Source organism: Streptomyces sp. NPDC006134 (genome assembly GCF_040628835.1).
Taxonomy (GTDB): Bacteria; Actinomycetota; Actinomycetes; order Streptomycetales; family Streptomycetaceae; genus Streptomyces.
In genome coordinates this window covers 18,500-31,424 of sequence record NZ_JBEXTV010000020.1, presented here as the reverse complement: position 1 = coordinate 31,424, position 12,925 = coordinate 18,500, and the positions used below count along the sequence as shown (strand labels likewise).

The window sequence follows — 12,925 nt, the reverse complement described above, 5'->3', positions numbered from 1 at the left end:
CGCGCGTGCCGCCCGTTCCCCGCGGCGAAGCGGCGTCAGACCCGGCCGGGGAGGCCCGCCGCCTCCCGGACGGCCGCCGTCCACTCCGCCCAGCGCGGGTCGGGTCCCGCGGAGGGCTCCCAGGACATCGCCGTGCAGACGTAGCCGACCGCGACTCCGCTCCCGGGGTGGGCCATGCCGAGGCGGCCGCCCGCCCCGGCGTGGCCGAAGGAGCCCTCGCCCAGCAGGGGCAGGCCCGCGCGGGGCAGTTCGAAGCCGAGCCCGAAGCGGGACCGGCCGGGGCCGTCGAACCGGTCCAGGGGCGCGGGGAGCGGCAGGTGGTCGGTGTGCGGGGCGCGGGCCCGGCCGACGGTGGACGGGGACAGCAGCCGCACGCCGTCCACCCGGCCGACGAGCGCCGCGTACAGCCGGGACACGGAACGGGCGTTGCCGATGCCGCCCGCGGCGGGGAACTCGCCCGCCCTGCCCCGGCGGGTGCCGAACGCCTCGGTCACCGCGGCCAGTTCGGCCGCCGACGCCCGCAGGGCGGTGGACAGCCGGTCGTCCGGGGCGAGGCCGAGGCCGGCGATCGCCGCCGCGGTCTGCTCGGCCGTGGGCGCGGGCCGGACGGCGAGCTGCGGGACGAAGCGGTACTCCTCCCGCCGCGGCAGCCCGATCCACAGGTCCAGCCCCAGCGGTCCGGCCACCTCCCGGGAGAAGAACGCGCCGATGCTCGTTCCCGAGACCCGGCGGACGACCTCGCCGACGAGGTGGCCGTAGGTGAGGGCGTGGTAGAGGAAGGCCGATCCCGGACGCCACAGGGGGCGCATCGCCGCGAGGGCGCGCACGCGCGCGTCCCGGTCGAACAGGGCGGGCGGGGCGACGCCCGCGGCCTCGTCGGCGAAGGCCGGCAGCCCGGCGCGGTGGGCGAGCAGGTCGGCCACCGTCGTGTCCGCCTTGCCGCGCGCCGCGAACTCGGGCCAGTACCGCGCGACCGGCGCATCCGGCTCCAGCGCCCCGCGTTCGGCCAGCAGATGGGCGCAGACGGCGACCGCCGCCTTCGAGACGGACATCAGCACGCCGACCGAGTCCGGCCCGAACGGCCGCCCGTTCCGCACCGCCGTCCCCGCGGACCACAGGTCCACGACGAGCCGGCCGTGCCGGTGGACGGCCAGCTGGGCGGCGCCCGGATCGTGTTCCTGTGCCCGGGCGAAGGCGTCCCGGACGGCCTCCCAGCCGGGCCGCACGCTCCCCTCCACCACCGCGGCCGTCATCCCGCCTCCCCCGGCGCGTCGTCGCCGGCGGCGGCGACGAGAGCGGCCAGTTCGGCCACCTCCTCGGGCGGTACGGGGCTCTGCGGGAACTCGGAGATCACATCGAGCGGCATCCCCGCGAGGAACTTCCGCATCACCGGATCGTCCAGGGCGCTCGGCCCCGCCCCCTGGGGCCTGGCCCGGGCGAACCTCTCCCTCAGCAGCGGCCCGCCCACGGGGTGCCCCCACCACTCCGCGAGCGTGTTGCGTCCGCTCAGGCGCAGGCGCGAGGGGTCGCCGGTGACGGTCACCTCGGCCGACGCCCGGATGTCGCGCGAGGAGGAGCCCGCCTCGATGCGGTAGGTGCCGCCCTCGACCCGCCAGCCGCCCTCGCGCGCGCTGTAGTACGCGAGGTCGCCGCGTGCCAGCTCCACCACCACCTCGCGGCTCTCGCCGGGGGCGAGGGTCACGGAGGCGAAGCCGCGCAGCTCTCTCGGCGGCCGGGCGACCGCGGAGCCGGCCGGGCCGGCGCTGTAGACCTGGACGACCTCCCGCCCCTCGCGGTCCCCGGTGTTGGTGACGGTCAGCGCCACGGTGAGCACCGCGCCGTCCTCGCTCCACATCACACGCATCCCGGAGTAGGCGAACGTGGTGTACGACAGTCCGTGGCCGAAGGGGAAGGCGACCTCGCAGCGGCGGGCGTCGTAGCCGCGGTATCCGACGAAGACGCCTTCGCCGTACCGGACCCGGCCCTCCTCGCCGGGGAAGGAGAGGAAGCTGGGGGCGTCCTCCAGGCGCAGGGGGATGGTCTCGGCCAGTTTGCCGGAGGGGTTGACCGCCCCGAAGAGCACGCGGGCGAGCGCGCCGCCGCCGGCCTGGCCCAGCAGCCAGCCCTCCAGCAGGGCGGGCACCGTCTCGTGCCAGGGGGCGGTGCGCACCACGCCGCCGTGGGAGAGCACCACGCACACCCGCGGGTTGACGGACCGGATCCGCTCCAGCAGGCGCAACTGGACGGCCGGCAGGTCGATGTGGTCGCGGTCGAAGCCCTCCGACTCGTCCTGTGCGGGCAGTCCGAGGAACAGCACCACCGTGTCGCTCGCGGAGGCGAGCCGTACGGCCTCGTCGGCGAGGGCCGCTTCCGTACCGGCGTCCGTGTCCGTGTTCGTGTCCGCCGGTTCGGTGCCCGGGAGCGCGTAGCCCGCGGCGAAGTCCACACGGGCGCCGCCGGACAGCTCGCGCAGGCTCTCCAGCGGTGTGTCGAGGCGGGTCGGGGTCACCTGGGAACTGCCGGCTCCCTGGTAGCGGGGGGTACGGGCCAGTTCGCCGATGACCGCCACCGTCCCGGAGGCGGGGTCGAGGGGCAGCAGCCCCCCGTCGTTCTTGAGGAGCACGACGCACCGGTCCGCGGCCTGTCCGGCGAGGCGGTGGTGGTCCTCGGCGGGCACCGGGCCCGCCGTGCGCGGGCCGTCCGCCGCGCACCGGGCGAAGCGGATCAGCCGCTGCACCGCGGTGTCGAGCACCGACGCGTCGAGGTCGCCCGCGGTCACCGCGGCCACGATCTCGCGGTCGGTGCGTCCGCCGGTGCCCGGCATCTGGAGGTCGAGCCCGGCGCGCAGGGCGGCGACCCGGTCGCGCACGGCGCCCCAGTCGGACATGACGATGCCCTCGAAGCCCCACTCGGTGCGCAGGATGTCCGTGAGCAGCCGGGTGTTCTCCGAGACGGGGACGCCGTTGACGGCGTTGTAGGAGGCCATGACGGACCAGGGGCGGTCGCGGCGGACGATGCGTTCGAAGGCCCGCAGGTAGATCTCGCGCAGGGGGCGCTCGTCGACGTCGGCGCTGACGCGCATGCGGTCGGTCTCCTGGTTGTTGGCCGCGTAGTGCTTCAGCGCCGCCCCGATCCCCGCCTCCTGCAGGCCGCGGACCATGGCCCCGCCCATCTCGGCCGTCAGGAGCGGGTCTTCCGAGAAGTACTCGAAGTTGCGCCCGCACAGCGGTGACCGCTTGATGTTGATGCCGGGGCCGAGCACGACGCGTACGCCGTGGGCGGCCGCCTCCGCAGCGATCGCGCCGGCGACCCGCCGGGCGAGCTCCGGGTCCCAGCTGCTGCCGAGCGCGACGGCGGGCGGGAAGCAGGTGGCGGGCGCGGCGCTGTGCAGGTCGGCCTGGCCGCCGTCGCCGCTCTCCTTCGGCAGCCGCAGCCCGTGCGGTCCGTCGGACAGGGTGACCGCGGGGATGCGGGCGGAGTCGACGGCCGTGGTGACGAAGTCGCCGGCGCCGCTGGTCAGCGACGCCTTCTCGGCCAGGGAGAGGGAGGAGGGTGCCGGATCGCCGGCCGGGGAGGGCGGGGGCTGCTGGGTCATACGGCGCACCTGTCGGGTCGTGTGGGGCGGGTGGGACCGGCCCGACGCTCCGAACCATGTGCGGTGGGCCGTTGACTGACGGTATGTCGATCGTGTTCGGGCGAGGCGGGCGAGCCGCGCCGACGGCCGAGTGATCCAAAAACCGTACGTTGATCGGTTTTCACTGTCAAGGGGGACGCCGGGAGGCATTACCTGTCGGTAACCATGCGATAACGGCGGCCGTTTCGCCTGCGCGCGACCTATTGACGACCAGAAACCGATCAACTTACGGTTTTCGCGCTCACACCGCTCCGCGCCGCGCCGCACCCCACAGCGCCGCGCCGCACCGCACCGCACCGCACCGCACCGGGACAGTGCCCTGCCCCCGCCGCCACGCCGCCTTCCGCCCGCCGACGAAAACGAGGAACGGTCATGCCTCCTGCCAGTCAGCCGTCCGCCCCGCCCCCGGAAAGACGCGTGCTCCGCGCGGCCGGTCCGGACCGCCTCGGCGCGCGCCGCCGGACGGCGCGCGCCGCTCTCGCGGCCGTGGCCGCCCTCGCCGTCCTGGCCGGCACCGCCGCGACCGCGGCGGCGAGGCCCGCGTCGCCGCGTCCCGCCGCGCACGCCGCCGGCGAGGTGCGCTACGTCGCGCTCGGCGACTCCTTCAGCTCCGGTCCCGGCATCCCCGAGCAGACCGACTCCGTCTGCGGACGCTCCTCGGACAACTACCCGTCCCTGGTGGCCCGCGCGGCCGGCGCGACGTCGTTCACCGACGTGACCTGCGCGGGCGCCGACACCGGCCACATGACGAACCCTCAGGATTCGATCCCGCCCCAGCTCGACGCGCTGCGCCCCGACACGACCCTGGTCACCCTGGGCATCGGCGGCAACGACCTGGACCTGGTCGGCGTGATCACGCGCTGTGTGCTCCTGGGGTACCTGGCGCCGCAGGGCGCGCCCTGCAAGCAGAGCTACACCCTGTTCGGGACCGACGAGATCGGCTCCCGCATCACCGCCACGGCGCCGAGGATCGAAGCGGTGCTGAAGGAGATCCGCGCCCGGTCGCCGCAGGCGCGGGTGCTCCTGGTGGGCTACCCGGCGCTCTTCCCCGACGACGGCACCGCCTGCCGGGAGACGGTCGCGCTCGCCACGGGCGACTTCCCCTGGATCCGGGACAAGGAGAAGCAGCTCAACGCGATGCTCGCGCAACAGGCCGCCGCCCGCGGCGCCGTCTACGTCGACGCCTACGCGCCGTCGGTCGGACACGACGTGTGCAAGCCCGCGGGCGTGCGCTGGATCGAGCCCGAGGACACCGCGGAAGGGGCCGGGTTCCACCCCAACGCCGCCGGTCACCGGAGTACCGCCGATGCCGTGCTCGCCTCCCTCAGCCGCTGACGCCGCCCTTTCCCGCACCGCCTTCGGGAACGAGTCCGGCCCGGTGCAGGAAGTCGCGCACCAGCTCCTCCATCGGCACGGCGTCCGGCTCCAGCAGCCACTGCGTCTGCAGGCCGTCCATCAGCGCCAGCAACTGCCGGGCCGTGACCGCCGGATCGCCCGCGACCGGCGGGCCGGCCTCGGCCTGCAGAGCCGCGACGAGCACCGTCACCTCCTCCCGGAGGATGCGGTAGCGCTCCTTGAAGTAGTGGTGCGCGGGGTGCCCGGGGTCGGTGGCCTCGGCGGACAGCTTCGTGTAGAGCGCGACGAGTCCGGGGGTCGCGCTGTTGCGCGCCACCAGGGCGATCAGCCGGCGCAGCCGCTCGTCCGGGCCGGGCTCGGGAGTGCCCGGACGGACGATGCCGGGGAAGACCGACTCCGCGTCGGTCCGGTCGCGGCGGCCCAGCACCTCCACCAGCAGGGACTCCTTGCCCGGGAAGTGGTGCAGCAGCCCGGCGTGGGTCAGTCCCGCGTGCGCGGCGATGTCGCGCAGTGACACGGCGTTGAAGCCGGAACGGGAGAACAGCTCGGCCGCGGAGTCGAGGATGCGGGCGCGGGTGCGCTCGCCCTTCGACGGGCGGCCCGGGGCGCCCCCGGTTCCCGGCGGGCCGTTCGGGGAACTCCCGGACCCCGGCGAGCTGTTCGGAGAACTCCCGGCTCGTCGGCTCACGTCGGCGGCCTCCTCGCTCCCGTCGGACCGGCCCTCGCGGCCGGCACCCGCCAGAACCTACCAGCCGGTCAATCGAACCCGCGGAAAACCTACCAAGTGGTTGATTCCGCAGGTAAGCTCACCGCCCATCTCACCCGGGACGCCCCTCCCCGGCTCTCCAGACGGAGTGAACCCCATGAACAGAACCACCCGAAACGGGGCCGTCGCCGCGTGCGTGGCCGCAACCCTCGCCCTCACGGGATGCACCGGCTCCGGCACCCGGAGCGCCGGCTCGTCGACCCTGACCATCGCGACCATGACCTTCCCCCAGAGCCTGGACCCCGCGCAGGCGGTGGGCAGCGCCCTGCCGTTCTTCCAGGCCACGTACGACACCCTCGTCAAGCGGGAACCGGACGGCAGCTTCAGCCCGATGCTCGCCACCGGGTGGACGTACAACGACGACCGCACCGAGCTCGGCCTCACCCTGCGCAAGGACGTGAAGTTCGCGGACGGCACCGCCTTCGACGCGGCGGCGGTCAAGGCCAACATGGAGCGCTTCAAGAAGGGCGGCGGCGCCGACGCCAAGTGGCTGAACGACCTGGAGTCGGTGCAGGTCACCGACCCCACGCACGTGACGCTGAAGCTCAAGCAGGCCAACCCCGCCATGCTGTTCTACCTGAGCGACGCCGCCGGCCTCATGGCCAACCCGGCGAAGTTCGAGGAGGCCGACGGCCTCAAGACCACCCCCGACGGCACCGGCCCCTACCGCCTCGTCAAGGCCAGGACGACGATCGGCACCAAGTGGGTCTACGAGCGCAACCCCGACTACTGGGGCGAGCGGCTCCCCTACGACAACGTCACGATCAGCTTCTTCGACAACGAGACGGCGATCGTCAACGGCCTGCGCACCGGCCAGGTGAACGCGGCCCTCCTGCAGAGCGCCGACCAGCAGGTCAGCATCGAGTCCGACACCCGGCTGAAGACGGCGGAGCAGGAGTTCGACTTCCAGGGGCTGCTGCTCTTCGACCGCGGCGGGAAGCTGACGCCCGCGCTGAAGGACGCCCGCGTCCGCCGGGCGCTGAATTACGCCGTCGACCGCGAGACCATGCTCAAGACCATCCGCCAGGGCCGCGGTGAGACCACCGGCCAGGTCTTCGGCCCCGGCACCCAGGGGTACGACGAGAGGCTGGACACGTACTACTCCCACGACCCGGCCAAGGCGAAGGCACTGCTGAAGGAGGCCGGTTACGCCCAGGGCTTCACGCTGAAGCTGCCCCGCATCGCGGCCATCGTCAACGACGCCCTCGCCACCTCGCTCGTCACCGACTTCAAGGCCATCGGCGTGAAGCTGGTCTGGGAGGACCTCGACGGCGCCTCGGCGGTCCGGAAGGTGTTCACCGACCGCGCCTACTCCGGCATGGTCATGAACATCGGCCAGTCCTCGTCCGACTGGGTCGTCGTCAACGAACTGGTCACTCCGGGGGCCTTCAACATGTTCGGCACCACCGACCCCACCGTGCGGAAGCTGGTCCCCCGGGTGCAGACCGGCACGGAGGAGCAGGCGAGGCAGGCCGCGCGGGCGCTGAACGAACACCTCGTGAAGGAGGGCTGGTTCGTCCCCTTCTACCGGATGACCTATCTGCACGTCTCGGACGGCACGGTGAAGATCACCCCGCAGTCCGGGATGGCCGTCCCCTCGATCTACAACTACGCCCCCGCCAAGTGAGCCCGTGCCGGGGGGTGGTCGCGGAGGTCTCCGCGACCACCCCCCGGCGACCGGCCACGGATACCCGGATACCGAGTGTCATGCTGACCTTCATCGCCCGCAGGATCGCGGCGGGGGCCCTGCTCCTGGTCGTCATCTCGTTCCTGTCCTACCTGCTGCTGTCGGTGCCCGACATGGACGTCGGCCGGCAACTCCTCGGCCAGAGCGCCGACCAGGCGGCCGTCGACGCCAAGAACGCCGCGCTCGGCCTGGACCGGCCGGTCCTCACCCAGTACACCGACTGGCTGGCCCACGCCGTCCGCGGCGACCTGGGCACTTCCTGGTTCACCAGCGAGGACGTCGGCCAGTCCGTCGCGGCCCGGCTGCCGGTCACCGCGAGCCTGATGGTGGGCGTCACCCTCGTCACCACCGTCGTGTCGTTCCTGCTCGGCGTCTGGGCGGGTGTCCGGCGCGGCGCCGTCGACCGCTTCGTGCAGGTCCTGGGCGTCGTGGGCTACGCGCTGCCCGGCTTCCTGGTCACCCTGGTCCTGGTGCTGGTCTTCGCGGTCCGCCTGAACTGGTTCCCGGCCATCGGGTACACCCCGTTCACCGAGTCGCCGGGCGGCTGGCTGTCCACCATCACGCTGCCGGTGCTGTCGCTGTCGGTGGCCTCCGTGGCCGGCGTCTCCCAGCAGGTCCGCGGCGCGGTGATCGACGTCCTGCGCCAGGACTACGTCCGCACCCTGCGCGCCCGCGGCCTGCCCGCCTCCCGGATCGTGTTCCGGCACGTCCTGCGCAACGCCTCCGCGCCCGCCCTGTCGGTCCTCGGCATGCAGTTCGTGGGCCTGCTCGGCGGTGCCGTGATCGTGGAGCAGATCTTCGGCCTGCCCGGCATCGGCAGCATGACCGTCACCTACACCACCCGCGGCGACATCCCCGTGATCATGGCGCTCGTCATGCTCACCGTGGTCGGCGTCGTCCTGATCAACCTCCTGGTCGACATCGCGATCGGCTGGCTCAACCCGAAGGCGAGGGTCGCATGAGCGAGAACCTCCCGGCCGACGCTCCCCCCGCTGGGCTCTCCGGTGTGCCGCCCCGGGGCGCCGGCGCCGCGCCCGTGCCCGTGCGCCGGGGCGGCGCCGTGCGGCGCCTGCTGCGCAACCCCCTCGGCGCGTTCTCCGCCGCCGTCCTGCTCCTCCTCGTCGCCGCCGTCGCCCTGGCGCCCCTGCTCTCGCCGCAGGACCCCGCCGCCTCCTCGCTCGCCGACGCCTTCGCCGGACCCGGCGGCGCCCACCCGCTGGGCACGGACTCCGCGGGCCGGGACATCCTTTCCCGCCTCCTTCACGGCGGCCGCAACACCCTCGGCGGGGCGCTGATCGCCCTCGGGATCGCCCTCGTCCTCGGCGTGCCCTGCGGCCTGTACGCGGGCTACCGCGGCGGCTGGTTCGACTCCGCCGCCGGCTGGGTCGTCAACCTCGTCATGGCCCTGCCCGCCATGGTGGTCCTGCTGGCCTCCCGGGCCATCCTCGGCCCCGACGTGTGGGCCCTGATGACCGTGCTGGGCGTGCTCGCGGCCCCGAGCTTCTTCCGCCTGGTCCGCGGCATCGTCGCCGGCGTCCGCAAGGAGCTCTACGTGGACGCCGCGAAGGTGTCCGGGCTGTCCGACCTGCGCATCGTCGCCCGGCACATCCTGATCGTGGTGCGCGGCCCCGTCATCATCCAGGTGGCGCTCGTCGCCGGCGTCGCCATCGGGCTCCAGGCCGGCCTGGAGTTCCTCGGCGTCGGCAACGGGTCGGCCCCGACCTGGGGGGCGATGCTCAACGAGGCGTTCCAGAACATCCAGCGCGCGCCGCTGCTGATGCTGTGGCCGGGCCTCGCCCTCGGGCTGACCAACGCGGCCCTCGTCCTGCTCGCCGGGGCCCTGCGCGACGGGCTGGAGGACCGCGCCGGGCAGCCGGCCGCGCCCCGGCGCCGCGCCACCGGAACGGCCCCCGCCGCTCCCGCCCCGGACCTCTCCGCCGGCCGCGCCGGGCTGCTCTCGGTGCGCGGCCTGACCGTCGCCTACGCCCGGCCGGACGGCACCGGCAAGGAGGTCGTGCACGGCGTCGACCTCGACGTGCGCGCCGGGGAGATCGTGGGCCTGGTCGGCGAGTCCGGCTCCGGCAAGACGCAGACCGCCTTCGCCGTGCTCGGCATCCTGCCCGAGGGCGGCCGGGTCGCCGGCGGCAGCATCACCGTCAAGGGGCAGGAGGTCGTCGGCCTGCCCGAACGCGCCCATCGCGCCCTGCGCGGCGGCACCGTGGCCTACGTCCCGCAGGAACCCATGAGCAACCTCGACCCCGCCTTCACCATCGGCAGCCAGCTCACCGAACCCCTGCGCCACGTCCTCGGCCTCTCCCGCCGGGAGGCGGCCCGCCGCGCCGTCGACCTGCTGCGCCTGGTGGAGATCCCCCACCCCGAGCGCGTGCTGCGCCTGTACCCCCACGAGATCTCGGGCGGCATGGCCCAGCGCGTCCTCATCGCCGGCGCGATGTCCTGCGACCCCGAACTCCTCATCGCCGACGAGCCCACCACCGCGCTCGACGTACGGGTCCAGGCGGAGGTCCTCGACCTGCTGCGCCGCCTGCAGAAAGACCGCGGGCTGGGCGTGCTCCTGGTCACCCACGACCTCGGCGTCGTCGCGGACCTCTGCGACCGCGTCGCCGTGATGAACGCCGGCCGGATCGTGGAGACCGGCACCACCGAACAGGTCCTGCGCGCCCCCGAGGACCCCTACACCCAGGCCCTGCTCGACGCCGTCCTCGACGAGGCCCCGGCCCGTGCCCCCTGGCAGCCCCGAGAGGCGAGGAGCGCCACCGCATGACCGCCACCGACCCCACCGCCACCGCCACCGCCACCGCGGACGCGGAGGCCCTGCTGCGGGTGCGGGACCTGCGGGTCTCCTTCCCCGGCAAGGGCCGGCGCGCCCCGCGCACCGAGGTGCTCAAGGGGATCTCGCTCGACATCCGGCCGGGCGAGACCCTCGGCCTGGTCGGCGAGTCCGGCTCGGGCAAGACGACCCTAGGCCGCGCGGTCCTCGGCCTCGTCCCCGTCGTGTCGGGCACCATCGCCTTCGCCGGGGAGCGCATCGAGCGGGCCGGCCGCGCCCGCCGCCGGGAGCTGAGCCGCGACCTGCAGGTGGTCTTCCAGGACCCCTACACCTCCCTGAACCCCTCCCTCACCATCGGCGACACCCTCGCCGAGCCCCTGCTCGGCCACGGGGTGGGCGCCCGGGAGGCCCGCGCCCGGGTCGGCGGTCTGCTCGACCGCGTCCACCTGCCCGCCGACGCCGCGGCCCGTCTGCCCCGCGAGTTCTCCGGAGGCCAGCGCCAGCGCGTCGCCATCGCCCGCGCCCTGGCCCTGCGCCCCCGGCTCGTCATCTGCGACGAGCCGGTGTCCGCGCTCGACCTCACCACCCGGCGGACCGTTCTCGACCTGCTCCTGGAGATCCAGGAGGAGACGGGGGTGGCCTACCTCTTCGTCACGCACGACCTGTCGGTGGTGCGGTTCATGAGCCACCGGGTGGCGGTGATCCACCGCGGGGAGATCGTCGAGACGGGCGACGCCCGTACGGTCACCACCGCGCCGCGGCACGCGTACACCCGGGCCCTGATGCTCTCCGCCCCCGTGGCGGACGTCACCGAGCAGCGCCGCCGCAGGCAGGCCGCGCGCGCGTCGGCCGTCCGCTGACCGCGCGGACGGCCGGCGCGGCACCGGGCGCCGTCCGCCGGGTGCGCCCCGCCGGCCGTCGCCCGGCCGGCGGGGCGCACCGGCGAGGGGCCTCAGCCGCCCAGGGCGCCCAGGACCACCTGCTGGGCCTCCTCCTGCACCCGGCGCAGGTGATCGGGGCCGCGGAAGGACTCCGCGTAGACCTTGTAGACGTCCTCGGTGCCCGAGGGGCGGGCCGCGAACCAGGCGTTCTCGGTGGTGACCTTGATGCCGCCGATGGGGGCGCCGTTGCCGGGCGCCTCGGTGAGCACGGCGGTGACCGGCTCCCCGGCGAGGGTGCCGGCGGTGACCTGGGCCGGGGAGAGCTTGGCCAGGCGGGCCTTCTCCTCGCGGGTCGCCGGCGCGTCGATGCGGGCGTACGCCGGTGCGCCGAAACGCTCGGTGAGCGCGGCGTAGTGCTCGGACGGCGTCCTGCCGGTGACGGCGGTGATCTCGGAGGCGAGCAGGGCGAGGATGATGCCGTCCTTGTCGGTGGTCCACACCGAGCCGTCCCGGCGCAGGAAGGACGCCCCGGCGGACTCCTCGCCGCCGAAGCCGATCGACCCGTCGGCCAGCCCGTCCACGAACCACTTGAACCCGACGGGCACCTCGACCAGCCGGCGGCCCAGGTCGGCGGCGACGCGGTCGATCATCCCGGAGGACACCAGCGTCTTGCCGACGCCCGTGCCGGCGGGCCACTCGGTGCGGTGGGCGTACAGGTAGGAGATCGCGGCGGCGAGGTAGTGGTTGGGGTTCATCAGGCCGGCGTCGGGGGTGACGATGCCGTGCCGGTCGGCGTCGGCGTCGTTGCCCGTCGCGATCCGGAACCGGTCCCGCTGTTCGATGAGGGAGGCCATCGCGTGCGGCGACGAGCAGTCCATGCGGATCTTCCCGTCCCAGTCCAGCGTCATGAACCGCCAGGCCGGGTCGGTGAGCGGGTTGACCACGGTCAGGTCCAGGCGGTGCTGCTCGGCGATGCGGCCCCAGTACGCGACGGAGGCACCGCCCAGCGGGTCGGCGCCGATGCGCACGCCCGCCGCCCGGATCGCGTCGAGGTCGAGCACACTGGGCAGGTCGGAGACGTAGGTGCCGAGGAAGTCGTAGCGGCCGGTGCCGGGCGCGGCGAGCGCCTGGGTGTAGGGGATGCGCCGTACGTCCTTCAGGCCGCCCGCGATGATCTCGTTGGCCCGGTTCTGGATCCAGGAGGTCGCCTCGCTGCCCGCCGGGCCGCCGCTGGGCGGGTTGTACTTGAAGCCGCCGTCGGCGGGCGGGTTGTGCGAGGGGGTGACGACCACGCCGTCGGCCAGGCCCGAGGTGCGGCCGCGGTTGTGGGCCAGGATGGCGTGCGAGACCGCGGGGGTGGGGGTGTAGCCGTCCGCCGCGTCGATCAGCACGGTCACGTCGTTGGCGGCGAACACCTCCAGCGCGGTGGCTCTGGCGGGCTCGGACAGGGCGTGGGTGTCCGCGCCGAGGAACAGCGGGCCGTCGGTGCCCTGGGCGGCGCGGTACTCGCAGATGGCCTGGCTGGTGGCGGCGATGTGGTCCTCGTTGAACGCCGCCGCGAGCGACGATCCCCGGTGCCCCGATGTCCCGAACGTCACCCGCTGCCCCGGATCGGCCGGGTCGGGGTGCAGCGTGTAGTACGCCGTCACCAGCCGGGCCACGTCCACCAGGTCCTCCGGTTCGGCCGGCTTGCCCGCTCGCTCGTGCTGCATGGGCTCACTCCTCCACATCGATCGTGCGTGCGCTCGCGCTCCCATCTTCCCCCCGGGCGGCAGGACCAGCCGCACCACCGCCGACCGGCGTCTGTTGTGTC

The 12,925-nt window shown here is 74.2% G+C and carries 9 protein-coding genes; 5 read left to right on the top strand and 4 right to left on the bottom strand.

The window, feature by feature from the left end:
* Positions 1 to 35: 35 nt before the first annotated feature.
* Both ABZ340_RS15550 and ABZ340_RS15545 read right to left on the bottom strand, forming a co-directional pair.
* Positions 36 to 1,253, bottom strand: a complete 1,218-nt coding sequence (locus ABZ340_RS15550) for a serine hydrolase domain-containing protein (RefSeq protein WP_358782301.1) — start codon at positions 1,251 to 1,253, stop codon at positions 36 to 38.
* On the bottom strand, positions 1,250 to 3,595 hold the full coding sequence (locus ABZ340_RS15545; protein WP_358782300.1) for a glycoside hydrolase family 3 C-terminal domain-containing protein: 2,346 nt from the start codon (positions 3,593 to 3,595) through the stop codon (positions 1,250 to 1,252). Before ABZ340_RS15545 ends, ABZ340_RS15550 begins: the two co-directional genes overlap by 4 nt.
* 411 nt (positions 3,596 to 4,006) lie before the next feature.
* Here ABZ340_RS15545 and ABZ340_RS15540 point away from each other — a divergent pair, with 411 nt between their 5' ends.
* Complete coding sequence (locus tag ABZ340_RS15540; protein WP_358782299.1) at positions 4,007 to 4,969, top strand: SGNH/GDSL hydrolase family protein; 963 nt, start codon at positions 4,007 to 4,009, stop codon at positions 4,967 to 4,969.
* Here ABZ340_RS15540 and ABZ340_RS15535 read toward each other — a convergent pair.
* The gene (locus ABZ340_RS15535; RefSeq protein ID WP_358782298.1) at positions 4,959 to 5,678 is read right to left on the bottom strand and encodes a TetR/AcrR family transcriptional regulator; all 720 of its coding nucleotides are present in this window, start codon (positions 5,676 to 5,678) and stop codon (positions 4,959 to 4,961) included. The two genes, ABZ340_RS15540 and ABZ340_RS15535, sit on opposite strands and share 11 nt — an antisense overlap.
* 175 nt (positions 5,679 to 5,853) lie before the next feature.
* Between ABZ340_RS15535 and ABZ340_RS15530 the strand changes: the two genes are divergently transcribed.
* The 4 genes from ABZ340_RS15530 to ABZ340_RS15515 all read left to right on the top strand — a co-directional run bounded on the left by ABZ340_RS15530 (position 5,854) and on the right by ABZ340_RS15515 (position 11,091).
* The gene (locus tag ABZ340_RS15530; protein ID WP_358782297.1) at positions 5,854 to 7,383 is read left to right on the top strand and encodes an ABC transporter substrate-binding protein; all 1,530 of its coding nucleotides are present in this window, start codon (positions 5,854 to 5,856) and stop codon (positions 7,381 to 7,383) included.
* Positions 7,384 to 7,463: 80 nt separating this feature from the next.
* Entirely contained in the window at positions 7,464 to 8,405 is a 942-nt protein-coding gene (locus tag ABZ340_RS15525; RefSeq protein WP_358782296.1) for an ABC transporter permease, read from the top strand.
* Positions 8,402 to 10,225: a dipeptide/oligopeptide/nickel ABC transporter permease/ATP-binding protein gene (locus tag ABZ340_RS15520; protein WP_358782295.1), complete on the top strand. Its 1,824-nt coding sequence runs from the start codon at positions 8,402 to 8,404 to the stop codon at positions 10,223 to 10,225. Before ABZ340_RS15525 ends, ABZ340_RS15520 begins: the two co-directional genes overlap by 4 nt.
* Positions 10,222 to 11,091: an ATP-binding cassette domain-containing protein gene (locus ABZ340_RS15515; protein ID WP_358782294.1), complete on the top strand. Its 870-nt coding sequence runs from the start codon at positions 10,222 to 10,224 to the stop codon at positions 11,089 to 11,091. Before ABZ340_RS15520 ends, ABZ340_RS15515 begins: the two co-directional genes overlap by 4 nt.
* Before the next feature lie 92 nt (positions 11,092 to 11,183).
* Here the strand turns inward: ABZ340_RS15515 and pgm are convergent, their stop codons facing one another.
* The gene (pgm, locus tag ABZ340_RS15510) at positions 11,184 to 12,824 is read right to left on the bottom strand and encodes a phosphoglucomutase (alpha-D-glucose-1,6-bisphosphate-dependent) (RefSeq protein ID WP_358782293.1); all 1,641 of its coding nucleotides are present in this window, start codon (positions 12,822 to 12,824) and stop codon (positions 11,184 to 11,186) included.
* Between the last annotated feature and the right edge of the window lie 101 nt (positions 12,825 to 12,925).